The sequence below is a fragment of the Tenacibaculum sp. A30 genome (assembly GCF_051200845.1).
Lineage (GTDB): Bacteria > Bacteroidota > Bacteroidia > Flavobacteriales > Flavobacteriaceae > Polaribacter.
This window is the reverse complement of the sequence record NZ_CP195160.1, coordinates 2,667,876-2,692,059: the sequence shown is the minus strand read 5'-3', so window position 1 is coordinate 2,692,059 and position 24,184 is coordinate 2,667,876. Positions and strand designations below refer to the sequence as shown.

Here is a 24,184-nt window from a genome sequence, read left to right as displayed (position 1 = left end):
TTTAATCCTTTGCGAATTTACAACTTATAATGATTCATTAAGAGTTTTTCGTAAACTTTATCAGGCAATACTCTTTTTAAAACTATCGAGAATTTTTCCATAAATCCACCCACTTTATAATGAATCTTTGGATTTTTATTTTCTATAATTTGATGAATTGCTTTCGCCATTAGTATTGGGTCTGCGCCAGAATCAACATGAGCATCCATCAACGCTAAGTTTTCAGCATATTTTTCTTTGTATGCAGAGTTTTCAAAAACTGGCGTATGATATCTTCCTGCCGCAATATTCGTAGCAAAATCACCTGGAGCTACATTTACCACTTTAATTCCGAAGCTTTTAACCTCCATACTCAATGCTTCTGTAACCAATTCTAAAGCGCCTTTACTCGAAGAGTAAATTCCTCTAAAAGGTAACCCCATATAACCAGCAATCGATGTAGTATTAATAATCATTCCTGATTTCTGCTCGCGCATATAAGGTAACACAGCTTTAATCACATCAATAACTCCGAAGAAATTCGTATTAAAATTCTCTTTCATTTCTTCTGTCGGTGTATCTTCAATAGGGCCAGTAATTCCTTTTCCTGCATTATTAATCAACACATCAATTTTTCCTGCTTTCGTTACTACTTCTAATACCGCATTTTTAATCGACTCTTCATTCGTAACATCTAAAGCTACCATTTGAAATGGTACATTAACCTTATCAGGATTCCTGCTTGTTCCAAACACCGTATACCCTTTGTCATGCAGATATAAAGCGATAGATTTTCCTATTCCCGAAGAAGCTCCTGTAATGAAAACTGTTTTTGACATGCTTGTAATTTTAAGCAAATATCTTAAAGTTAGTTCCAATAAAAAAACTTTAAAACTTATCTTAGCATTTTATCTCTCAAGAACAAACACTATGTATAAAAAAACATTTTCCTTATCTGTTTTTATGGCATCTTTGGCTTTTTTAATTGCTGGATGCTCTTCTACAACCGCTCAAAAAAGCACATCATTATTTTCTAAAAGTGAAACATTTACACGTCAAGATTCTTTACGAGGATCTATTACACCAGAAAGATCTTGGTGGGACTTGACCTATTATCATTTGAATATTACTGTTAATCCTGATAAAAAATTCATTGAAGGAAAAAACACAGTGCAATACAAAGTTTTAAAACCTCATCAAGTTTTACAGATAGACTTACAATCTCCTTTAAAAATCACCAAAGTCATCCAAAACAATAAAGAATTAAAAGTTTTTTCTGAAGGAAATGCGCATTTCATTCAGTTACAAGATTCTCAAAAGACAGGAGAAATTCAATCAATTGATGTTTATTACGAAGGAAATCCTAAAGAAGCGATTAGAGCTCCTTGGGATGGAGGTTTTTCTTGGAAAAAAGACAATAACGGAAACCATTTTGTTGCTACTTCTTGCCAAGGTTTAGGAGCTAGTGTTTGGTGGCCTAACAAAGACCACATGTACGATGAAGTAGATAGTATGGCAATTAGTGTTCGTGTACCTAAAAACTTAATGGATGTTTCTAACGGTCGCTTACGTAATATTGAACAACACAATGACAACACAACTACATACCACTGGTTTGTAAACAATCCTATTAACAACTACGGAGTAAATGTAAACATTGGAGATTATGTTCACTTTTCTGAGAAATATCAAGGAGAAGATGGTGAATTAGATATGAACTACTATGTACTTAGAGACAATTTAGAAAAAGCAAAAGAGCAATTTAAAGATGCTCCTAAAATGATGAAAGCTTTTGAGCATTGGTTTGGTAAATACCCTTTTTATGAAGATGGATTTAAACTTGTAGAAGTTCCGTATTTAGGAATGGAACATCAAAGTTCTGTAACTTACGGAAACCAATATAAAAATGGGTATTTGGGTAGAGATTTATCAGGAACTGGTTGGGGATTAAAGTTTGACTTTATCATCATCCATGAAGCAGGTCATGAATGGTTTGCCAACAACATTACTAATGTAGATATTGCGGACATGTGGATTCATGAGAGTTTTACTGCCTATTCTGAAAACTTATTTTTAGATTATTACTACGGAAAAAAAGCAGCTTCGGAATATGTTATAGGAACTCGTGATGCTATTCAAAATGACAAACCAATTATAGGTCATTATGATGTTAATAACGAAGGTTCTGGCGACATGTATTACAAAGGAGCTAACATGTTACACACCATTCGTCAACTAGTAAATGATGATGAAAAATGGCGACAAATTTTACGCGGTTTAAACTCAGACTTCTATCATCAAACAGTTACCACTCAAGAAATTGAAAAATATATGATTGAAAAATCAGGAATTGATTTAAGTAAAATTTTTGACCAATACTTACGTACGGTTGATATTCCTGAATTTGAATATCATATTGAAAATAACAAGTTAAAATATCGTTGGACTAATGTTGTTAAAGGATTCAACATGCCTTTACGAATAACTATTAACGGAAAGTCTGAATTATTATATCCGACAGAAGACTGGCAAACAAAAACGATTAAAGGAACTTCCATTGAAGTTGATGAAAACTTTTATGTGTATTCTAAACCTGTTTAACAACAGTTATACAAAACAAAAAAACTCGAATCAAATTGATTCGAGTTTTTTATGCTTTAAAATTACATATGATTAGTAATCTAATCTTTTTAAGTAATCTAGTTTTTCTTGCCAAAGGTCTAATTGGTCTTTAAACTCTTGGATTCCCTTACGTACATTTTGAACTAAAGGATTATCTTCTGTAGCGTTAGAAATAAAGCTTAAATTATTTTCTAGCTGCTGCATTTCTCTTACAGTTTCATCAATCTTCTTACGGATAAAGAACTGCTCGCTATCTAACTTTCTGTAATCTTCTTGTGATAAATATGAATCTACTACATTCTTAAACTTCATCATTTCAACATCTACTCTATTCAGATCCAATTTTTCTAAATGAGCATCCATCGCCTTGTTGAATTTCTCGTCTAAATGACGAGCGTTTCTAGGTAAAGCTCCTAAATCTCTCCACTCTCCTAACACTCTTTCAACATCTTCTTCTGTTTTAATGTCTTGAGATTTTACTTGCTCAATATAATCTTTCTTAGCTTCTACAGTAGCTAATTGTTCTTTGTTTTGCTCATTTTTTAAAGCATGTAATCTATCAAAATAATGATTACACGCATTTTTAAAACGTTTCCAGATATCATCAGAAAATTTTCTAGGCACGTGTCCTATCTTTTTCCAATCTGATTGAATACGCTTCATGGTATTAGTTGTTTCATTCCAGTCTTCACTGTCTTTTAAACTTTCAGCAAGTTCAACCAATTCCATTTTTCTTTTTAAGTTGTCATTCTGCGCACTTTTTTCATTTTTATAAAAAGCATTTTTCGCAGTATTAAACTTTTTCGTCGCAGCTTTAAACTCTTGCCAAACAGCTTCACTTTTACTGTAAGGAAGTTTTCCTATATCGAAGTATTTCTTACGTAGTTTTTCTATTTCTACTATACTCTTTTGCCAATCGTTATGCGTTTTGTTTTTAGAAGTATCGTAAGCTTTAATTTCAGCTGCTACTGCCAATTTAATATCAATCATTTCTTGATATTTTGATTTTAGCTCTCTAAAATACTGATGACGTTTATCGTGTATTTTCTTGGTGGCTTCGCTAAACTTACCCCAAACTTCTTCTCTATTTTCTTTTGCAACAGGTCCTACTTCTTCCTTCCATAAACGGTGTAATTCTTGTAACTCTTTAAAAGCTACATTTACATCTTCAATATCATTTAAAGCCTCTGCTCTTTCAATTAATCCTAACTTTTCTTCTAAATTATGTTTAAAATCAAGCTCTCTAAAATCTTTATTTAGGTGTAATAAATCGTAAAAACGCTCTACGTGATGGTGATAAGTTCTCCAAGTATCATTGTACTTTGTTTTAGGAACTGGGCCAATACTCTTCCAACGATTTTGAATTTCTTGAAAATCGTTATACATCGTTTTAGGATCAGCGTTTTCGATTAAATTCTTTAACTCTTCAATTAAATTATTTCTTCTTTCTAAATTCTCTTTTAATTGCTTTTCTAATTGAGAATAATACGCGTCTCTTCTGGTTTTATATTCTCCAAGTAATTTGTTGTACTCTGTTTTAACAGGACTAGAAAACTGAAAATCAATAGAATTACCTCCTTCAGCTAAAAAAGCTTCTTTTTTACTAGCAAGTAAAACTCCAAACTTTGAGTTGAATGCTGTTTTTAAAGCATCTACATTTGATTTTAATTGTTGTACTGGATGATCTTTTAACAACTTTTTTAATTCATCAACCAATTTTTCTAATTCCATCGAAGCATAATCAAGCATTGGAATTTCGTGCTTTTCATCTGCTTTTTCAGATTCACTAGCCACTTCATTTTCTACTTCATTAACTGCGTTTTCAGTTTCCTTACTTGCGTTGTTTTGTTCTTCTGTAATTGGGTTTTCTACTTTCTCTTCGTTATTTTCTAACATATCTACAATGTTTAAGTTCCTTTGATTTAGATTATAAAGATACGGATTCTAATATAATAGCAAATTTTATTTTCTTTTTTAAAGAATTAGTCCTCATTCCATATTTTCCAAGCTTTTTCGGCTTGAAGCTCTAGCATTTCTAATCCGTTTTTTATGATTGCTCCTTTTTCTTTTCCTTTCTTCAAAAAAGCAGTTTCTGCCGGATTGTATATTAAGTCGTATAGCAAATGCTTATCTGAAATAAACTCGTAAGGAATATCAGGGCAATTTTCTACATTCGGATGTGTTCCTAATGGTGTACAGTTTACAATTAGATGATATGAGTTCATCATTTCTTCAGTAATATCACTATAAGAAATTTGCTTTTTACCTTCTGGAGCTCTAGAAACTTGTTTGTATTTAATTTCTAACATTTCAAGCACAAAGGCAACTGCTTTAGCTGCTCCGCCTGTTCCTAGAATCAATGCTTTTTTATGATTTTTTTTCAGTAAAGGTTTTAGTGATTTTTTAAATCCGTATACATCAGTATTATACCCTTTTAATCTTCCTTTTTTAGAAATTTTTATAGTGTTTACTGCTCCAACCTTCAACGCTTTTTTATCAATCCTATCTAAAAAATTAAAGACTTCTAGTTTATAAGGAATGGTAACATTCATTCCTTTTAACCTTTTTTTATTTTCTTTTATCTTTTGAGGAAGTTCATGTATTGATTGAATATCAAAATTGATGTACTTATGGTCTTCTAAGTCTAATTTTTCAAATTTTTCTGTAAAATATCCACGAGAAAATGAGTAGGAAATATTTCTTCCTACTAAAGCATACAAATGCTTATTTTCTTTTTCTGTCATAAAAATCAATAATTAAGATTAATGAGATTCCAATAATAATGAATCCTATTGAAATCCATGTTTCTTGATTGTTAAAATTAGGAATAAATCTTTGGTAGTTTTCGATGATCTTATTTCCGTTCTGATCTAACAAAAAAGAAGCTCCATCCGTTTTATATATTGTTTTTTTCCAAGGCCAAACAACCCCTAGAGATCCTGTTATAAATCCGATAATAATTGCTGTTACAATCTGGTGCCATCTTTTTAAAACGTATCCTAACACATGTGAAATAGAAACCAATCCGAATGCTGAACCCGCAGTAAAAACTGCTATTATTTTTAAGTATTTTACTTTAACCTCATCTTGCAACACTTCAAAATTACCCGAAATTAAGTTCGTAATTACGTTTCCTAAAACGTTTACACTATCCACCAACAACAACACATAATTCCCTAGTAATATCAGAATAAAGGATCCTGACAATCCCGGTAATGTCATTCCTGAAACACCAATAATTCCGCACACAAACACAAACCATAAGTTATCGTTTTCTGTTGCTGGCGTCATAAAACTAATAGACATACCTACTGTAGCACCAATGAGTAAACCAATTACTGTTTTAGGCTTCCAATCACCAAAGTCTTTTGAAATGTAATAAATAGAGCCTATGATCATTCCAAAGAACCATGACCAAACATATAACTCGTAATTTTTTAGAAAATAATCTAGTACCAAAGAAACGCTAAAGTAGCTAAACATACTTCCAGCCATTACCCATACTAAAAACTGTAAGTTGGTATAATTTGAAAAACTTTTAAACCTACCATTAAAAAGCAGTTTAAAAGCTTTACCGTTTATTCTTTGAAATGTATAAATAAGTTCTTCATAAAACCCCATAACAAAGGCCACCATACCACCAGAAACACCAGGTACTTTGTTGGCACCTCCCATGATTAGGCCTTTTAAAAAAAGATGGATTTTTTGTAGTAGCGTACGCTCTTTATACATATTGTTTGATTAGAACGCTAAGTTACTTATTTTCTATTGCTTTTCTACTGCTAATTTTTCAAGTAATAAAATCAATCCGAAACCTATAATCGCTAATAAAACTGAATACATTAATTGCGGATCTCCTTCAAAAGAAAATGGCGAAATTGACAATTCATTAAGCGGAACTTGCTCTCCATGTGAGTTTGTACGATAGGTCAACACTTTTTTCCATGGCCAAATTTTATTTAATGAACCAATAATAAAACCTGTTAACACTACCAACGTATAGTTTTTGTAGTTTGCAAATAAGTATTTTAAAACTCTTGAAAAAGACAGTAATCCCACAACTGCTCCTAAAGCCACAACTGTAATGGTTGTTAAATCACGGTTATTTACTGCCGCTAAAATAGGCTTATACGCTCCTAAAAGTACCAAAATAAAGGATCCTGAAATGCCTGGTAAAATCATCGCGCAAATTGCAATTGCTCCTGCTAAGAACATAAACGACATAGAAGAATGTTCAGAAACTAACGGATTTAATGTAGTGATATAGTAAGCTACAATTGCTCCCACAATTAGTAAAACTCCTGATAAAACGTTCCATTGTGTTACTTGCTTTGCAATATAAATAACACTTGCTAATACCAATCCGAAGAAAAAAGACCATACTAAAATTGGATGGTTCGTTAACAACCAAGATATTATTTTCGCTAATGAAACAATACTGACAAAAACCCCTGTTAAAAGTGCTGCTAAAAAGTTTCCATTAGCTTGTTTCCATGCCGCTTTTACACCTTCTCCTTTTAGTGTTTTTAATAATTTTAGATTGATGTTACTGATAGTTCCCAGCAGTTCTTCATAAATTCCCGAAATAAATGCAATTGTACCTCCTGAAACTCCAGGAACAACATCAGCAGCTCCCATGGCAATTCCTTTCAACATGATTACCATGTAATCTTTTACTGTTCTACTCATAAAATTGTTTGGTTATTTTTCTTCTTTAGACTTAAAGTTGATCAATCCTTTTTTCTTTTTTGGTTGAATACTGTCTTTTATAGTGTCTTTCTTTTCTCTTTTTTTGTTCAACCCTAGTTTTCTTCCTAACTGGCGCAAGTTATTAAAATTAACTTGATACGAAATACCTACTCCCTGTGTATATCCTTCTTCTTCGGTAGAATATTGCACTTCATTTTGACGGTTAAACACCGTACCTCTTAAATTTCCTTCTTCATTTAACAACACCTCAACTTTTACCTCACCTACAACACTGGTTTGTGTATTTGTTCCTACAGGCACACCAACCTTACCATTCACTAACACTCTGTCGCTTAATTGTGTAGAAACAGAAACATCTACTTGGTCATCTGAGTTAAGATTATCTACCTCACCTCTATCTCCTTGTGTATACCCTACTCCTAATTGGAACTTATTCCCATCACTATTTAACATATTTGTTAATATACTCGAGGCAATTCCTGATGCTGTTCCTGCTATTCCTGCACTTGCACTATTTCCAATTGCATCTGCATTATAGAACGTTCCAAAAGCTAGTAAGAATGAAAAATGCTGCATTTTAGTGTTCAAGTCATTTTCATTTAGAATAAACTCTAACTCTGAAGTTACCGTTGAATTCGCATTAGGTATTTTAATATCGAACTCTTGTGTTGAGCTAAATAAACCTCCAGTAATTTTTGTGTATAAATCGATAGGAATTTTACGGTTGGAATTGATATTATCTAACAATTGTGCTGGATTCGCCTTTGTTCGATAAACTGCAGTAATATCTAATTCTGCATCATAAGGGTCTCCATTCCATGAAATCGTTCCTCCTTTTTGTACTATAAATGGTTTGGTAATTCCTGCATACTTAAAGTTATAAAAACCATTATCTACCGTAAAATCTCCAAACATATTAAACTTACCTCGGGTATCTATATCTATAAATAAATTCCCTTCTCCACTACCTTTTAATTCACTTCCAGAAACTTTGTCTATTACTACTTGCGCAACAGCATCTTTCGTTACCGCTAAATTTAAGTTTAAATCTAACCCTTTAATATCTTTAATGATTCTTCCTTTGGTTTCTTCTCCTTCTTCTCCTGTTTTAAATCGAATTAGCTTATAATTATCTATCGTTTTAACATCACTTAAAGGTATTACGAATAAGGTTCCTTTGTTGGTTCTACCATTTACGTCAATATTTAAATTACTTGTAAGTCCTCTAATTTTAGCTTCTCCATCTAAAAAACCTGTTCCGTAGTATTGAGATTCTTCTTTTTCTTGTGTGTCTAGCACTAATAAATTTCTGGTATTGATATCAAAATTCAAATACCATTCTTTAAAATTTTGATGCGCTATACTTCCTGATAAATCTCCTTGTGTTAGATATTTAGTATCTTCAAGAATAATATCTTTGAAAACAAATTCTTGTCCTTCTAAGACAACATTAGAGTTTCCTTTTAAGTCAAAATCTACGTTTAAATAAGGAAATGCCAATCCTGCATTTTCAAAATTAAGTTCTCCTTGTAAATCTGGACTCCCTAAATAACCCCTCGCTGTAAAATCTCCTGTTACTTTTCCTCTCAACTTAGATAAAACATCTTCTCCTAAAGGGCTAAAAGCTGCTATATCATATTCTTTTAGATAGATTTCTAAATCTATCGTTGGTCTTTCTCCTGAAAAATCTACCCCTCCCGTTGCTGAAATACTTTTAGCATTGTCATTTTCTAAAGTAAGATCAACATTATATTTTTCATACGAGTTGTTTCCTATAACATTTAAAGCTAGATTTCCTTGGGAGTAATCATTAATAAAAAAGTCTTCTATATATAGATTTCCTTTTGGTACTATCGTTTCTTGATCTTGTTTGTACTCTAGGTTTCCGTTTAACTTTCCATCTAACTTTAAACTATCTATAGGTTGTAAAAAACTACCTAATTTTACTTTATCAAAGTTGGCGTGTAAATCTTTATAAGTACTATCCTTTACAATTCCTTTGAAATCTATTCGTTGCTCTCCTGATTTAAATACAAATGGACTAATGTTAAAATCGTCTTTTCGTAAATCAAAAGTTACTTTGTTATTTTTATCATCGTTTGGATTCACAACCCAATCAAACCCTCTATAATGTAAGGTTGATTTTTGAATTCCTACAACCGATTTTTGAAGTTCATTAATCGTGTAAAAGAAATCTAAATTAAAACTCTCTGCATAATCTTTACCTCCTTTAAAAACCGATTTAAAAAACAGTGTATCGTTTTGAGTACGGTTTAACAAGTTGAGCTTTTCAATATTATAATACTTTGTATTAATTTTATTGGCTGTTAGGTGGGTATTATATAATGGATTTTTATTGTCTAACCTTAAAACAACTCCTTCAATTATATTCTTGTAAGCGTTAATTTCAGGCGATTCAAATGTAAGTTTTAAGGAGTTTTTATCAGAATTGATTCTTCCTTTTAATCGCGTATTACTACCTATTGAAATGCTAGGTAAAAAGATATCGATAATTTGATTGTAAATAGTAAAATCAAAATCTAAAAATTGATTTGGAGCTACTTCGTGCGGACGATAGTTCGTATACACACTACCCAATGCATTTTGAGTTATCGGTAATAATTCTTCAAAAGAAAATTTACCTCTTAATTCTCCTTTTACAATATCTTCAGAATTTACTTCTATCGTTTTAATACTATCTTTTACCGATGAATTTACTTCAAAACTCTTAAAAGGATAACTCTGTTTTTGATTTGTATACACCAAGTTTTTAAACGTTGCTTTACCTACAATATCATCAAAAGTGTTTCCTGAAATATTCAAATTGATATTTCCTTTTAACTCAGCAATACTATCCCTTGTAAACAGATTTGTTTTTTTCAAATCAACCCTATCGACATTTGCTATAAAATCAAACTTATTTATTTCTGATGAAAAATCTGCCAATCCTTCAAAATTCAATTTAAAATTATCGTCCTCAGCATTTAATAACCCATCAAACTTTTTATTTTGAAATTGTCCGTTCACCAGTAAATTCTTGTATTCATAGTTATTAAAATACAAGCTAGTTACTTTTCCAATGATAATAGTATTTACATTTTCTACATTAAATCCACTTCCATTTACATCTGCTTTTAATGATACCGTTCCTAGTACAGGATCGTTTGCAAAAACTCCTAAATCAAAGTTCTTAAACTCAATCTCACCGGTGTATTCAGCATTGTCTATATTGTCTATATTGGTTAATTGAAGGTCTGAGATAGCAGTTCCTATTTCAGATTTTACCGATAAAGTAGCATCCATTTGATCTGGAGTTACTTTTACCAAACCATTCATTGTAAAAGTACCTAATCGCTGAAATTCTGTTGGTAATGTCTTACCTAATAAATTCGGAAGTACATTTCTTAATTGATGATAATTTGCTGTAAGGTTTTCTAAATCTGCATCAAAAACAAAACCTCTATCAGTATTAAAGGAATTAACAAATCCCATATCGCCAATAATTCGCATCCCTCCTTTAGAGTGAATTCGAACATTATTTGCACTGAAATTATTAAGAACACCATTAATACTTCCGCTCATATACAGAAAATCATTCCCACCAATTTCATTATAAAGCTTGTTCAAGTCTTTAACCGATATTGTACTTTCTTGAAACTTCGCTTTAATTTTTACTTTGTCGTTAAAGTTCACGAAGTCTTTTCTGTCATAGGTAAATTTTATCCCTGCTTGTAACTTGGTTTCATTATCTGTTTCAAGTACTGTTTCTGCAAAATCCATTGATGATTTTGTGTACGTAAAATCCGTGGATAGATTAGATATATTTATTCCTCTATTCTCTGTAAAATGTAGATTTCTAATTTTAGCAGAAACATCTGGTCCTATAATAGAAAAATCTTGTAATTCTCCTCCTCCATTATACGCTGCAAATTGAATTAATTCACTTTTATTCTCATCCAGCAGTTTAAAAGTCAAATCTTCTAAAGCGATTTTTTCACTTTTAAGAATAAAAGGAGTTGCTAAACTATCTCTCGGCTTACCATCTTCAAAGCTTTCAATAAAAATAGACATGTTATCATTTTTCTCTCCTTTATAGATTTTCATATAAAAATGAACTCCCGTTAAAGACGCTTCACCTAAGTCTACTTTATTATCTAATATCCGCTTTACATTCGACAGAGAAGTGCTTAGTTTATTAACAAAAATGAGGGTGTCTTTATGATGGTCTCTAATTTCAATTTCTTTTAATTGAACTTTACCTAACCAAGATAAATCTATTCGTTTTACTACAATATTCGTATTAAACTCTTTGTTCACCCAATTTGTAGCTTGCTTGGCTATTTTACTTTGCACAAAAGGAAGCGATAACAAAATAAAAAGCAAGAGCAGAAAAAGCAGCGTGTACTTTAGTATTCTACCTATTATGTTACCTACTCTTTTAATGATTTCCCTTTTTACAATCTTAATAAACAAAAGTAATCAGCAAACTGCAAAAATATTGCCTTATTTTAAAGAAATATTGATTTTAACGAAAATCTAACGTAATATCAATATTTTTGTAGTCTAAATCCGAAATGATTTGAGTAACAAAACTGTTTATATTTTAGGAATTGAAAGCTCTTGTGACGATACAAGTGCTTCAGTAATTTGCAACGGAAAAGTACTAAGTAATGTTGTTGCTAACCAAGAAGTACACGCTAAATACGGCGGTGTAGTTCCTGAATTAGCTTCAAGAGCACATCAACAAAATATCGTTCCTGTGGTTCAACAGGCTATTGAGCAAGCAGGCATTACAAAGCATGACTTAAATGCTATTGCTTTTACTCGTGGGCCTGGGCTTATGGGGTCATTACTTGTTGGAACTTCTTTTGCTAAATCTTTAGCTTTAGGATTAAACATTCCTTTAATAGATGTAAACCATATGCAAGCGCATATTTTAGCACATTTTATTGAAGAAGAAGGTAGTCAAATTCCTCCTTTTCCTTTTGTTTGCTTAACTATTAGTGGAGGTCACACTCAAATCGTAAAAATCACCAATCATTTTGAAATGGAAATTTTAGGAGAAACGATTGATGATGCTGTTGGTGAAGCTTTTGATAAGTCTGCAAAAATATTAGGCTTACCTTACCCTGGCGGACCTTTAATTGATAAATATGCTCAATTAGGAAATCCGAAAGCCTTTAAATTTACCAAACCAAAAGTTGGGGATTTAGAATTTAGTTTTAGTGGATTGAAAACAGGAATCTTATACTTCATTCAAAAAAACACAAAAGAAAATCCTGATTTCATTAAAGAGAATCTACACGATATTTGTGCGTCTATTCAACATACCATTATTGAAATTTTAATGGATAAACTAAAAAATACTGTAAAACAAACAGGCATAAAACACATAGCTATAGCTGGAGGTGTTTCTGCTAATTCTGAAATTAGAAAACGATTAACTACAGCTCAAAAACATTGGGGATGGACAACCTATATCCCTAAATTCGAATACACCACAGACAATGCAGCTATGATTGCTATTGCTGGATATTTAAAATACTTAAACAATGATTATTCTGATATTTCAGTAACCGCTCAAGCACGTTTAAAAGTCACAGAATAACCCCCCTTTTACCCTCCCTCTATGAAATGGATTTTAACTTTAGTACTACTAATTTCTTTAAGCGTTCACTCTCAAAATTTACCTAAAGGTTTTTCATACATAAACGATATTTCTCCCACAATACAAGCTGATTTAAGATATTGCCATAACAACAACTTTATGGGGGTTCCAGTTAATGGATACGAAGAAAATATATTGATTACTACCACTCCTACTGCTCAAGCTTTGAAAAAAGTACAAGATGAGTTAGCTACCAAAAACTTAGGCTTAAAAATTTACGATGCGTATCGCCCACAAACAGCTGTTAATCATTTTGTAAAATGGGCTCGAATAGTAAACGACACTTTAATGAAACAGCAATACTATCCAAAAATAAACAAGCGCCATCTGTTTAAAAAAGGATATATTTCTTCTAAATCTGGACATTCAAGAGGTAGTACTGTTGACCTTACCATCATCAATTTAGAAACTGGAGAAGAATTAGACATGGGAAGTCCGTATGATTTCTTTGGAATTTCATCTCATATCGCTTATGATAGTCTTTCTGATCAACAAAAAAAGAACAGACAATTACTACAAAAAGTTATGAATAAACATGGATTCAGGTCTTACAGTAAAGAATGGTGGCATTTTACTCTTAGAGGTGAACCTTTCCCTAAAACTTTTTTTGATTTCCCTGTAAAATAATTAGTTTTAACTCTTTATTAAAAGAATCTCTTAAAAATCGGCATTATATTTGTTTAGTTTTTTTGCAATGATGAAAATTATACCAACACTCGCTATCATTTTTTTATTCAGCATAACATCTAATGTTGTTGCTCAAATGGATGGTACAATAGGCGGTAAAGAAAAAAGAAATACTTCCTTCGGAATTATTACTGCGCCTGCAAAAGAAGTTACTAAACCTAAGAGCTTAGAATTTAATAGTGATAGTGGTTTTAAAACTGCACATAACGACCTACAAAAAGAACTTGAAAAACAACGAGCTAAAAGTGAGTTTGAGAATAAAGGAATTTTAACAAGAGCTAAAATTGCCGAAGAACGACACCTAAACGCTTTTAAACAAGTAAACGGAATGTATCAATACCCTGTTATTGATCAAGATTTAGGAAGTTTCAGAACAAAAAGTGGTAGTGTAAATATTATTTGTAGAGATTACCAATATCCTGATGGAGACAGAGTAACCATCTATATAAATGACGTACCTGTTGTAAGTAACCTAACACTTCAACAACGTTATCAGTCTTTCAACCTTCCTTTAGATGAAGGTATCAACACCATAAAAATTGTTGCCCTAAACCAAGGAACTTCTGGTCCTAATACTGCTGCTTTTAAAATTTACAATGATGCTGGCATGCTAATTTCATCAAATGAATGGAACTTAGCTACAGGAGCAAAAGCTACAATCATTGTTGCAAAAGAAAAATAAATCGTAAAAGTTCTAAAAAACTTATCATAACTTTTATGAATAACCCTTTTTTAAATTACTAAAAACTACTTACTTTTGTAGCTACGTTTTTTAATAAACAAACTTTAAAATAAACAACTAATATATAATGAAGAAAATCACCAAAGAAACCTATATCAACTGGTATAGAGATATGCTATTTTGGAGAAAGTTTGAAGATAAACTAGCAGCTGTTTACATTCAACAAAAAGTAAGAGGTTTTTTACACTTATATAACGGTCAAGAGGCTGTTTTAGCAGGTTCATTACATGCAATGGATTTGACTAAGGATAAAATGATTACTGCATACCGTAACCACGTACAACCAATTGGTATGGGTGAAGATCCAAAACGTGTTATGGCAGAGTTATATGGTAAAGCTACTGGTACTTCACATGGTATGGGTGGTTCAATGCATATTTTCTCTAAAGAGTACCGTTTTTATGGTGGTCACGGAATTGTAGGTGGACAAATTCCTTTAGGTGCTGGTATTGCTTTTGGAGATAAATACAAAGGTAGCGATGCTGTTACTTTATGTTATTTTGGTGATGGAGCTGCTCGTCAAGGTTCTTTACATGAAACTTTTAACATGGCAATGAACTGGAAGTTACCTGTAATATTTATTGTTGAAAACAATGGATATGCCATGGGTACTTCTGTTGAAAGAACTGCAAACCACACAGATATTTGGAAATTAGGTTTAGGGTATGAAATGCCTTGTGGACCTGTTGACGGAATGAATCCTATTAAAGTTGCTGAAGCAGTTGACGAAGCTATTCAAAGAGCACGTCGTGGTGACGGACCAACTTTCTTAGAAATGAAAACGTATCGTTATAGAGGTCACTCTATGTCAGATGCTCAACATTATCGTACAAAAGACGAAGTTGAAGAGTATAAAAAAATAGATCCTATCACTCAAGTTTTAGATGTCATCAAAGAAAAAGAGTACGCTACAGAAGATGAAATCAAAGCGATTGATAAAGAAGTAAAAGATTTAGTAAAGGAATGTGAAAAGTTCGCTGAAGAATCTCCATATCCAGAATTAAATCAATTATACGATATGGTATACGAACAAGAAGATTATCCATTTATAAAATCTAAGTAAACTATGGCTACAATTATAAACATGCCTCGCTTAAGCGATACGATGGAAGAAGGAGTGGTAGCTTCTTGGTTGAAAAAAGTAGGTGACAAAGTTGAAGAAGGTGATATTTTAGCTGAAATCGAAACCGATAAAGCTACGATGGAGTTTGAATCTTTCCACGAAGGTACCTTATTACATATCGGAGTTCAAGAAGGTGAAACAGCCCCTGTTGATAGCCTATTAGCTATTATTGGCGAAGAAGGTGAAGATATTTCTGGATTATTAAACGGAGGAAATACTTCGGCTCCTGCAGAAGCAAAAACAGAAGAAGCTCCTAAAGTTGAAGAGCCTAAAGTAGCAAGTTCAAACACAACTATTCCTGAAGGAGTAAAAGTTGTTACGATGCCTCGTTTAAGTGATACGATGACTGAAGGTACTGTTGCTTCTTGGTTGAAAAAAGTAGGAGACAAAGTTGAAGAAGGTGATATTTTAGCTGAAATCGAAACGGATAAAGCTACCATGGAATTCGAGTCTTTCAACGAAGGAACTTTATTACATATCGGTGTTCAAGAAGGTGAAAGCGCTCCTGTAGACAGTTTATTAGCTATTATTGGTGAAGCTGGAACTGATGTTTCTTCATTAGTAGATGCACATAAAGCAGGTACTTTAACAAATTCTACTTCTGCTGAAACACAAGAGGAAGCTCCTAAAGCCGTAGCAGAAAATAAAACAGAAACAGTAACTGCTCCTGTAGCAACTATATCAAATACTAACGGAGGAAGAATTTTTGCATCTCCTTTAGCTAAGAAAATAGCAAAGGACAAAGGAATCAATTTAGCAGAGGTTAAAGGTTCTGGAGAAAACGGTCGTATCGTTAAAAAAGATGTAGAAAATTATACGCCAGCAGCTAAAGCTGAAGCTCCTGTAGCTACAAGTACTGCTTCTACTCCATCAGCTGTAACTAATTTTGCAATTGCAGGAGAAGAAAATACTTCTGAAGTTAAGAATTCTCAAATGCGTAAAGCGATTGCGAAGGCATTAAGTAATTCTAAATTCTCTGCTCCTCACTTCTACTTAAATATTGAAGTAGATATGGACAATGCAATGGCTTCTCGTAAAACCATTAATGCAATTCCTGACACTAAAATATCTTTCAACGATATGGTAGTAAAGGCATGTGCAATGGCATTGAAAAAGCATCCACAAGTAAATACTAGCTGGACAGATAACGATACGTTATTCCACAGTCATATTAACGTAGGTGTTGCAGTCGCTGTAGATGAAGGCCTAGTAGTACCAGTAGTTAAACATACAGACGCTTTAAGTTTAACACAAATTGGTGCTGCAGTACGTGATTTAGCTGGTAAAGCTAGAACTAAGAAAATTACTCCTGCAGAAATGCAAGGAAGTACATTTACGGTTTCTAACTTAGGAATGTTTGGTATTGAAAGTTTTACTTCAATTATTAACCAACCTAACTCTGCTATTTTGTCGGTAGGTGCTATTGTACAAAAACCAGTAGTTAAAAACGGAGAAATCGTTGTAGGTAACACAATGAAATTAACCTTAGCATGTGACCACAGAACGGTTGACGGTGCTGTTGGGGCTCAGTTTTTACAAACTTTAAAAACGTATATTGAAAACCCTGTTACGATGTTAGCATAGTTTTCAATAAAATTATAACTAAAAAAGCTCACCAATGGTGAGCTTTTTTTTATTAAAACAAAATTGTTAGATTGATTTGATATTTGTCAACTTTAGAAGTTCAGCTTAAAATTATCCATAAACATTTAATCATAATTAAATAAAAGGTTTGATAAACAAAAAAGCTGAACAATGTTCAGCTTTAATTTATATTCTTCTAGTTCTGTCTAACAACCAAAAATCTGCTAATACCAAAGCTGTCAACGCCTCTACAATAGGCACCGCTCTCGGCACCACACAAGGATCGTGGCGTCCTTTTCCATGAATATCGGTAGCTTCTCCTTTTGAGTTTATTGTTGCTTGATTTTGCATAATGGTAGCCACAGGTTTGAACGCTACGCGGAAGTAAATATCCATTCCGTTAGAAATTCCTCCTTGAATACCTCCTGATAAATTAGATTGAGTTGTTCCGTCTGGATTAAAAATATCGTTATGTTCAGAACCTTGCATTTTCGCTCCGCAGAAACCACTTCCGAACTCAAATCCTTTTACTGCATTGATAGACAACATTGCTTTCCCTAATTCAGCATGGAGTTTATGAAAAATAGGTTCTCCTAAACCTACAGGTACATTTTGTGCCACACAAGTAATAGTTCCTCCAATAGTATCACCAGCTTTACGTATTTCATTGATTTTATCAATCATGATTTCAGCAGAATGTTCATCAGGACAACGAACTATATTACTTTCTGTTTTTGAAAAATCTAAATCTTGGTACGGTTTCATCATAAATACATCTCCTACAGACGAGGTAAATGCATTAATATTTATATGATTGATTAACTGTTTTGCCAACGCTCCAGCTACTACCCAATTGGCAGTTTCACGCGCAGAGGTTCTTCCTCCACCTCTATGATCTCTAATACCATATTTTTTGTCGTAGGTATAATCAGCATGTGAAGGACGATAAACGTCAGTATTATGATTGTAATCTTTACTCTTCTGGTTTGTATTCTTAATTACAAAACCAATAGAAGCTCCTGTAGTAACACCTTCAAAAATTCCTGATAAAAACTCTACCGTATCTGGTTCTTTTCGTTGTGTAACAATTTTTGACTGCCCTGGTTTACGACGATCTAATTCATATTGAATTGCCTCAAAATCTACTTTCATTCCTGCTGGGAATCCATCAATTACACCTCCAATAGCCACTCCGTGAGATTCTCCGTAAGTAGTCACTTTTAAAATATTTCCAAACGAATTAAACATACTTAATAAATTTAAGAACGAAGGTAGAATTATTTTATAAAAAATCTACATTTAAAAGTCTATTATTTACTTACAAAGCTACTGTTTTACCTAACCCATCATTAGATTCAATAAAAAAAGCAGTATTTTTTTTCTTCTTCAAGTTAAAGCAAACTAACTGATTGCAAAAGTGTTATAATTACCTTTACTTTTTGATTGAAAAAAAACTTAAAAAAAGTAGGCGAAAACTTTTTTAGAATTGAAAAAAGGTCATATATTTGCACCCGCAATCAGGGAATACCTGATGAGACGCTCAGGAGAAATGGCAGAGTGGTCGAATGCGGCGGTCTTGAAAACCGTTGACTGTAACAGGTCCGGGGGTTCGAATCCCTCTTTCTCCGCAAAACCGAAGTGCAAGCTTCGGTTTTTTTTTAGGGGATTAAAGAAAAAAAGCTTACAATTACGTAAGCTTTTTTTGATTTTAATGTCTCGTCCTGAAATAAGTTTACACAATTTAGACTTATTTTATGAAAAGCAATGTATCCAAGAAGAAACGCACACAGTGTGATTACAATTTAGGCTTTAAATTAGCTGTAGTTTCTCAAGTAGAAAAGGGCGAGTTAACCTATAAACAAGCTCAAAAGAAGTATGGTATTCAAGGAAAGAGTACTGTTTTGGTTTGGTTAAGAAAACATGGTACCTTAGACTGGAGCAAACCTGCCTTACTAATGAAATCAAAATCCAAAGAAACACCTGCCCAAAAAATAAAGCGATTAGAACGAGAATTAGAAGATCAGAAGTTAAAGAACCTGATCCTCAATAAAATGATTGATATTTCTGATAGTCAATATGGGACTTCTATTAGAAAAAAGTATTTATCTCAACAATCCAAGGCATCAGACAAGAACAAAGGATAAGTTTATCTCGTTGTTGTCGATTGTTTGAGATATCAAGACAAGGATTCTATCAAAGCATTATGCGAGAGAACACTCGAAGAGCAAAACGTTCTAAAATTAAACCTTTAGTCCTAAAAATACGCATGCAAATGCCTAGAATAGGTACTCGAAAGTTGTATTATTTACTAAAGGATGAGTTTAATAATCAAGAAATAAAAATAGGTAGAGATGCCCTATTTGATTATTTACGCTCAGAATCCATGTTAATCAAACCTAAAAAGAATTACACTAAAACCACTAACTCTAAACATTGGTTACGCAAATACCCCAATCTAATCAAAGAAACAAAGATAGTGCGTCCAGAACAATACTTTGTTAGTGATATTACCTATGTAAAAAGTAGAGAACGAACCCATTATTTATCTTTGGTGACCGATGCTTTTAGTAGAAAAATTATGGGATACCATTTAAGTAATGATATGAGTGCAGAAAATGTAGTTAAAGCCTTAACTATGGCAATTAAAAATAGAGTTACATCTGAACCAATGATTCATCATTCTGATAGAGGATTACAATATTGTTCTGCAATATATCAAAACAAGTTAGCCGAAAAAGGAATAAAATCATCAATGACCGATGGATATGACTGTTATCAAAATGCTCTAGCAGAAAGAATTAATGGAATTTTGAAACATGAATTTTTAATTTATAAATGTAATACAGGTAAGGAATTAGAAAAACTCATTAAACAATCAATAAATATTTATAATAATCTAAGACCACACTTGAGTTTGAATATGAAAACACCTAACTTTATACACAACAAAAAACCTTTGAAGCTAGCTTCAAAGGTTTAATTAATATTTTATAAAAACTGTCAACCTATTTTAGGACGACTCATAATAAGTATTTAAATTCTTATACTACTCTTGTTCTTTTACTAATCCTAATTTCTTTTCTAAGGCTGAATATCCGAAGTAAAACAATGTTCCTAATATGATTCCTGTAACATACCCTGTTGTTACATCTACAGGGAAATGCACTCCTAAATAAATACGGCTATAACCGAATATTAAAGGGAATAAAATCATTAAGTAAATCATCTTAAAATGCTTTCTTAACAATAAAATCATAAACGTTGTTACTGTGGTGGATAATGATGCGTGTCCTGACCAAAAACTATACCCTCCAGACCTGTATTTTATTTGGCGTAAATACTCTTTTATACCCTCCGCGTTGCAAGGCCTTACTCTTTCGGTAGTGTTTTTTATTAAGTTCGTAAACTGATCAGAAAAAGCTACAATAACAGCTATAAATAAGACTGTAAACAAACCTTTCTTCCACCCAAATTGTTTAAACACTAAAAAGAGCACAAAAACAAATAAAGGAGTCCAAGTAAACTGATTGGTTATTGTTATCCAAAAACCATCCCATTGCTCACTTCCTAAATTATTAAGATAAATTAAAAGCTCTTTATCTTTTTGTATAATATTTTCTATCAAAACTACTTTCCTACTTTTAAAACTTCTATTTCAAAAATTAAATCTGATTTAGGAGGAATTGGCCCCATTCTTTGGTCTCCATATCCTAAATAATGAGGAATAAATAAACGTACTTTATCTCCTTCTCTCATCGTTTTTACCCCTTCTTTCCAACCAGCTATTAACGGAAAATTTTCATCGTTAACTGTAAAAACAAAAGCTTCACCTTTATCTAAACTAGAATCTATTTTTCTTCCGTCTGTTAAATATAATGTATAATGTGCAGTGGTAGGCAAAGCTGGATTTACTTTTTTCCCATTTCCTTTTTGTAACGATAAAATTTTTAATCCTGAATTAGTAGTAATTGCATCGTTAATTCCTTGCTCTTCTTGGTACTTCTTTTTAAACTCTTCTAATTTTTGTTTACGCTCTACCTCCATCTTCTCTGCATTTGCTAACTCTTGCTCAAACACTAATGGTGCATCGAATTTTTTTGCATTCTCTCCTATTCTTAAAATCTCTACTTTATTAATAACATCTCCTTTTTGGATAGTATCTACCACCATTTGACCTTTTAAAACACGTCCGAAAACAGAATGTCCATTATCTAACCAAGGAGTCGCTTTATGTGTAATAAAAAACTGACTAGAGTTTGTTACTGGCCTTGAGTAATTAGCCATAGATAAAACACCTGGGCCATCATGCTTATGTAATAACTCTCCTTCTTCGTTCGTAGGAAACTCATCAGGAAAAGTATACCCTGCATCTCCACTTCCTTTACCAGTTCTATCACCACCTTGTATCATGAAATCTTTAATCACCCTATGAAATACAACCCCATCATAAAAAGGAGTTCCTTTTAAAGAATCGGTCATTTTAGGATGTGTTCCTTCACTTAAAGCTACAAAATTAGCCACCGTCATAGGCACATCTTTATCAAATAACTTCACTAAAATATCACCTTGATTGGTTTGAATATCAGCATACAATCCATTTTCTAAATTAGAATATTTTGTTGTTTTACACGACGTAAACAGTACTGATACTAATAGTAGAATTTTAAATAGTTTCATTAATTTATTTTTTAAAAAATTACTTTTATAAACAATTAATTAGGTTAACAACCAGTGCTAACCTAATTAATTATCAACCTTTTGAGTTTAATTTTATTCTACCTCTAATAACTCAACTTCAAAAACTAAAGCTGAAAAAGGTTTAATATGCTGCCCTCTTTGTTGTGCTCCGTAAGCTAACTCTTGAGGAATAAAAAACTTATATTTTGCTCCTGGTTTCATTAACTGTAAACCTTCTGTCCACCCTTTAATTACCTGACCTACTCCAAACTCACTTGGCTCTCCTCTTTCGACTGAACTATCAAAAACGGTTCCGTCAGTTAAGGTACCATGGTAATGAACCTTAACTCTAGAACTTGCTGTAGGAGCCTCTCCTTCACCTTCTTTTAAAACGATATATTGCAAACCACTTTCTGTAGTTTTTACTTCGTCTTTAGTTTTGTTTTCTGCTAAAAACTCTTCTCCTGCTTTTTTGTTATCTCCAAACTCAACTTCTGCTTTTTTAGCTTGCTCTTCTTGCATTTCTTTCATTCTTTCTTGTTGTTTCTTTTGAAAGAATGTTCTTAAAATATTATTGATATCTTTTGACTCTATTAATAAGTTGGTAGAATCCATTCCGTTTTTAAAACCTTGAACGAATAAACCTTGATCCATATCATCAAAGTTTACTTTAATTTTATTTGCCATATCTAACCCTAAAGCATAGCTTACAGAATCTACTTCTGTTGCTAATGAACTTTTTTGTTGGAATTGGCCGTTGCTACAAGATACAACTGATAAACCTACTACCGTAGCTGCTAAAATATTAGTTAATTTCATTGTCTTTTTTTGATTTAATATCGATTAGTGTTACTGTACTCTGTATTGGCTGATTAACAGCGATTTTATTTCCATCACCTGTAACCCCAAAAGCTCTATATGATGGAATTACAAATGTAATAGTTTCTCCTTTTTTCATCAACTTTACTCCTTCTTGTAATGCAGGAATAAAATCTTCTTTATCTACTTTATAAGTTTTTTCTCTTCTTTCATAAATAAGTCCGTTGCTCATATCTGAAATACTATATGATAATAAAACTACATCTTCTGGTTCAGGGCTACTTAACCCTAAGGTATCTTTTGTAACATAAGTATACCAAAAACCATGAGGCGACGCTTTATATTCTGTAATTGTATCTTGAGAAATCCATTTTTCTAAACGCTCTTTTTCTAAAGCGTTTAATTTTTTATTCTCTTTAAGAACTTCATTATAAAAATTTGTTGTACCGTGTTGCTTAGGTCTTCTTGCTTCAGGTTTTTCACACGCAACAACCACCACTAAAGTTATAAGAATAAAAAGTATTGTTTTATGCTTCATACGAATTCTGTAATTCTTGTTGATACGAAGTTAATAACGTTTTAAATCTTACTATCGTATCCTCTAAACTTTCATCACTTCTTCCACCTGCAGCATTGTCATGCCCTCCTCCATTAAAATAGTTACGAGCAAACTGATTTACTGAAAAATTCCCTTTAGATCTGAAAGATATTTTTATAATTCCTTGCTCTTCATCTTCAATAAAAATAGCAGCAAATACAATTCCTTTCAAAGATAGTGCATAATTCACAACTCCTTCCGTATCTCCTTTTTCGTAATTAAACCTTCTCTTTTCTTCCTCTGTAAGTGTTATAAATGCTGTTTTATATTCTGGCAACACCTTCATATTGCTCAAAGCTTGCCCTAACAACAACAACCTATTGTACGAGTTCGAATCATGCACATTGCTGTGAATTCTATCATTTTCAGCTCCTTTATCTATTAAGTCAGCTATAATTCTGTGGGTTGTACTCGTTGTAGAACGAAAACGGAAAGAACCAGTATCCGTCATAATACCCGTATACAAACAAGTAGCAATATTTTTATCTATCAACTCAACATCACCCATCATTTCTATGAAATTATAGACCATTTGACAAGTAGAAGACATTGAAGTATCTGAATACATGTACATAAATTCATCTGGTTGTTGATGATGATCTATCAATGCAAATTCATTTTCATATTGCTCTAAGGTATTTTGCATATCATCTCCAACCCTATGCAAAGCATTAAAATCTAATAAAAAAACGATCTCTGATTTTGCTAAAGCTTTAACAGATTGCTTGTTTTGTCTATCAAAACGCTTAACTGTTTCTGAACCCGGAATCCAATGTAAAAAATCAGGATATTCATTTGGCATCAACACTTGAGTAGTATGTCCTTTTTTATCTAAATAATGTTTTAACCCTAAGGTTGAGCCAATTGCATCTCCATCAGGATTTCTATGTCCTATAATCACAATATTTCTAGATTGTGATAAAAATTGCTTTAGTTCTGTAAAGTGCTTTAAAATCATAAGTGGCGAAGATACAA

General features: G+C 32.4%; 19 protein-coding genes and 1 tRNA gene. 8 read left to right on the top strand and 12 right to left on the bottom strand.

Annotated elements, in window-relative coordinates:
• Positions 1–17 precede the first annotated feature (17 nt).
• Positions 18–818, bottom strand: a complete 801-nt coding sequence (locus ACR9ES_RS12955) for an SDR family oxidoreductase (protein ID WP_435254482.1) — start codon at positions 816–818, stop codon at positions 18–20.
• 91 nt (positions 819–909) lie between these two features.
• On the opposite strand from ACR9ES_RS12955, the gene ACR9ES_RS12950 reads away from it, so the two are divergent.
• Positions 910–2,580, top strand: coding sequence for a M1 family metallopeptidase (locus ACR9ES_RS12950; protein ID WP_435254481.1), 1,671 nt, complete (start codon positions 910–912; stop codon positions 2,578–2,580).
• Positions 2,581–2,652: 72 nt separating this feature from the next.
• On the opposite strand, the gene ACR9ES_RS12945 is transcribed toward ACR9ES_RS12950, so the two are convergent.
• The 5 genes from ACR9ES_RS12945 to ACR9ES_RS12925 all read right to left on the bottom strand — a co-directional run bounded on the left by ACR9ES_RS12945 (position 2,653) and on the right by ACR9ES_RS12925 (position 11,664).
• Positions 2,653–4,497 carry a DUF349 domain-containing protein gene (locus ACR9ES_RS12945; RefSeq protein ID WP_435254480.1) on the bottom strand — a complete coding sequence of 615 codons (1,845 nt, stop codon included), beginning with the start codon at positions 4,495–4,497 and terminating at the stop codon, positions 2,653–2,655.
• Between the two features lie 86 nt (positions 4,498–4,583).
• Positions 4,584–5,345, bottom strand: a complete 762-nt coding sequence (locus ACR9ES_RS12940; RefSeq protein ID WP_435254479.1) for a shikimate dehydrogenase family protein — start codon at positions 5,343–5,345, stop codon at positions 4,584–4,586.
• The gene (locus ACR9ES_RS12935; protein ID WP_435254478.1) at positions 5,326–6,333 is read right to left on the bottom strand and encodes a DUF368 domain-containing protein; all 1,008 of its coding nucleotides are present in this window, start codon (positions 6,331–6,333) and stop codon (positions 5,326–5,328) included. Before ACR9ES_RS12935 ends, ACR9ES_RS12940 begins: the two co-directional genes overlap by 20 nt.
• 33 nt (positions 6,334–6,366) lie before the next feature.
• The gene (locus ACR9ES_RS12930; protein WP_435254477.1) at positions 6,367–7,290 is read right to left on the bottom strand and encodes a DUF368 domain-containing protein; all 924 of its coding nucleotides are present in this window, start codon (positions 7,288–7,290) and stop codon (positions 6,367–6,369) included.
• Positions 7,291–7,302: 12 nt separating this feature from the next.
• The gene (locus ACR9ES_RS12925; protein ID WP_435254476.1) at positions 7,303–11,664 is read right to left on the bottom strand and encodes a translocation/assembly module TamB domain-containing protein; all 4,362 of its coding nucleotides are present in this window, start codon (positions 11,662–11,664) and stop codon (positions 7,303–7,305) included.
• Between the two features lie 226 nt (positions 11,665–11,890).
• Here ACR9ES_RS12925 and tsaD point away from each other — a divergent pair, with 226 nt between their 5' ends.
• The 5 genes from tsaD (at position 11,891) to ACR9ES_RS12900 (ending at position 17,115) form a co-directional block, all read left to right on the top strand.
• Entirely contained in the window at positions 11,891–12,919 is a 1,029-nt protein-coding gene (gene tsaD / locus ACR9ES_RS12920; protein WP_435254475.1) for a tRNA (adenosine(37)-N6)-threonylcarbamoyltransferase complex transferase subunit TsaD, read from the top strand.
• 21 nt (positions 12,920–12,940) lie between these two features.
• Complete coding sequence (locus ACR9ES_RS12915) at positions 12,941–13,606, top strand: M15 family metallopeptidase (protein WP_435254474.1); 666 nt, start codon at positions 12,941–12,943, stop codon at positions 13,604–13,606.
• Between the two features lie 67 nt (positions 13,607–13,673).
• Positions 13,674–14,348 carry a hypothetical protein gene (locus ACR9ES_RS12910; RefSeq protein WP_274633549.1) on the top strand — a complete coding sequence of 225 codons (675 nt, stop codon included), beginning with the start codon at positions 13,674–13,676 and terminating at the stop codon, positions 14,346–14,348.
• Between the two features lie 127 nt (positions 14,349–14,475).
• Complete coding sequence (pdhA, locus tag ACR9ES_RS12905) at positions 14,476–15,471, top strand: pyruvate dehydrogenase (acetyl-transferring) E1 component subunit alpha (protein ID WP_299000721.1); 996 nt, start codon at positions 14,476–14,478, stop codon at positions 15,469–15,471.
• Between the two features lie 3 nt (positions 15,472–15,474).
• Positions 15,475–17,115 carry a pyruvate dehydrogenase complex dihydrolipoamide acetyltransferase gene (locus tag ACR9ES_RS12900; protein ID WP_435254473.1) on the top strand — a complete coding sequence of 547 codons (1,641 nt, stop codon included), beginning with the start codon at positions 15,475–15,477 and terminating at the stop codon, positions 17,113–17,115.
• 186 nt (positions 17,116–17,301) lie between these two features.
• Here ACR9ES_RS12900 and aroC read toward each other — a convergent pair whose 3' ends face one another.
• Positions 17,302–18,363 carry a chorismate synthase gene (gene aroC, locus ACR9ES_RS12895; RefSeq protein ID WP_299000716.1) on the bottom strand — a complete coding sequence of 354 codons (1,062 nt, stop codon included), beginning with the start codon at positions 18,361–18,363 and terminating at the stop codon, positions 17,302–17,304.
• A 295-nt stretch (positions 18,364–18,658) separates the two neighbouring features.
• Here aroC and ACR9ES_RS12890 point away from each other — a divergent pair.
• Together ACR9ES_RS12890 and ACR9ES_RS12885 are read left to right on the top strand one after the other, a co-directional pair.
• Positions 18,659–18,743 (top strand) — tRNA-Ser (locus ACR9ES_RS12890).
• Between the two features lie 126 nt (positions 18,744–18,869).
• A protein-coding gene (locus tag ACR9ES_RS12885; protein ID WP_435254472.1) for an IS3 family transposase occupies positions 18,870–20,095 on the top strand; the annotation gives its coding sequence in 2 pieces (ribosomal slippage) (positions 18,870–19,251 and positions 19,251–20,095; 1,227 coding nt in all).
• Positions 20,096–20,161: 66 nt separating this feature from the next.
• On the opposite strand, the gene ACR9ES_RS12880 is transcribed toward ACR9ES_RS12885, so the two are convergent.
• The 5 genes from ACR9ES_RS12880 to ACR9ES_RS12860 all read right to left on the bottom strand — a co-directional run bounded on the left by ACR9ES_RS12880 (position 20,162) and on the right by ACR9ES_RS12860 (position 24,167).
• Positions 20,162–20,740, bottom strand: a complete 579-nt coding sequence (locus ACR9ES_RS12880; protein WP_274633545.1) for a phosphatase PAP2 family protein — start codon at positions 20,738–20,740, stop codon at positions 20,162–20,164.
• A gap of 2 nt (positions 20,741–20,742) precedes the next feature.
• Positions 20,743–21,792: a peptidylprolyl isomerase gene (locus ACR9ES_RS12875; RefSeq protein ID WP_435254471.1), complete on the bottom strand. Its 1,050-nt coding sequence runs from the start codon at positions 21,790–21,792 to the stop codon at positions 20,743–20,745.
• A 93-nt stretch (positions 21,793–21,885) separates the two neighbouring features.
• Complete coding sequence (locus ACR9ES_RS12870) at positions 21,886–22,611, bottom strand: FKBP-type peptidyl-prolyl cis-trans isomerase (RefSeq protein ID WP_435254470.1); 726 nt, start codon at positions 22,609–22,611, stop codon at positions 21,886–21,888.
• Positions 22,598–23,149: a gliding motility-associated peptidyl-prolyl isomerase GldI gene (gldI, locus tag ACR9ES_RS12865; protein WP_435254469.1), complete on the bottom strand. Its 552-nt coding sequence runs from the start codon at positions 23,147–23,149 to the stop codon at positions 22,598–22,600. The genes ACR9ES_RS12870 and gldI overlap by 14 nt, the downstream gene beginning before the upstream one ends.
• Positions 23,139–24,167, bottom strand: a complete 1,029-nt coding sequence (locus ACR9ES_RS12860) for a DHH family phosphoesterase (RefSeq protein ID WP_274633541.1) — start codon at positions 24,165–24,167, stop codon at positions 23,139–23,141. The genes gldI and ACR9ES_RS12860 overlap by 11 nt, the downstream gene beginning before the upstream one ends.
• Positions 24,168–24,184 lie beyond the last annotated feature (17 nt).

Excerpts from the sequence above, each read along its gene's own strand:
- ACR9ES_RS12930 (WP_435254477.1), bottom strand. The coding sequence starts at position 7,290 with ATGAGTAGAACAGTAAAAGATTACATGGTAATCATGTTGAAAGGAATT.
- pdhA (WP_299000721.1), top strand. The coding sequence starts at position 14,476 with ATGAAGAAAATCACCAAAGAAACCTATATCAACTGGTATAGAGATATG.
- ACR9ES_RS12940 (WP_435254479.1), bottom strand. The coding sequence starts at position 5,345 with ATGACAGAAAAAGAAAATAAGCATTTGTATGCTTTAGTAGGAAGAAAT.
- ACR9ES_RS12900 (WP_435254473.1), top strand. The coding sequence starts at position 15,475 with ATGGCTACAATTATAAACATGCCTCGCTTAAGCGATACGATGGAAGAA.
- ACR9ES_RS12950 (WP_435254481.1), top strand. The coding sequence starts at position 910 with ATGTATAAAAAAACATTTTCCTTATCTGTTTTTATGGCATCTTTGGCT.
- ACR9ES_RS12870 (WP_435254470.1), bottom strand. The coding sequence starts at position 22,611 with ATGAAATTAACTAATATTTTAGCAGCTACGGTAGTAGGTTTATCAGTT.
- gldI (WP_435254469.1), bottom strand. The coding sequence starts at position 23,149 with ATGAAGCATAAAACAATACTTTTTATTCTTATAACTTTAGTGGTGGTT.
- ACR9ES_RS12935 (WP_435254478.1), bottom strand. The coding sequence starts at position 6,333 with ATGTATAAAGAGCGTACGCTACTACAAAAAATCCATCTTTTTTTAAAA.
- ACR9ES_RS12945 (WP_435254480.1), bottom strand. The coding sequence starts at position 4,497 with ATGTTAGAAAATAACGAAGAGAAAGTAGAAAACCCAATTACAGAAGAA.
- ACR9ES_RS12915 (WP_435254474.1), top strand. The coding sequence starts at position 12,941 with ATGAAATGGATTTTAACTTTAGTACTACTAATTTCTTTAAGCGTTCAC.
- ACR9ES_RS12875 (WP_435254471.1), bottom strand. The coding sequence starts at position 21,792 with ATGAAACTATTTAAAATTCTACTATTAGTATCAGTACTGTTTACGTCG.
- ACR9ES_RS12955 (WP_435254482.1), bottom strand. The coding sequence starts at position 818 with ATGTCAAAAACAGTTTTCATTACAGGAGCTTCTTCGGGAATAGGAAAA.
- aroC (WP_299000716.1), bottom strand. The coding sequence starts at position 18,363 with ATGTTTAATTCGTTTGGAAATATTTTAAAAGTGACTACTTACGGAGAA.
- ACR9ES_RS12910 (WP_274633549.1), top strand. The coding sequence starts at position 13,674 with ATGATGAAAATTATACCAACACTCGCTATCATTTTTTTATTCAGCATA.
- ACR9ES_RS12860 (WP_274633541.1), bottom strand. The coding sequence starts at position 24,167 with ATGATTTTAAAGCACTTTACAGAACTAAAGCAATTTTTATCACAATCT.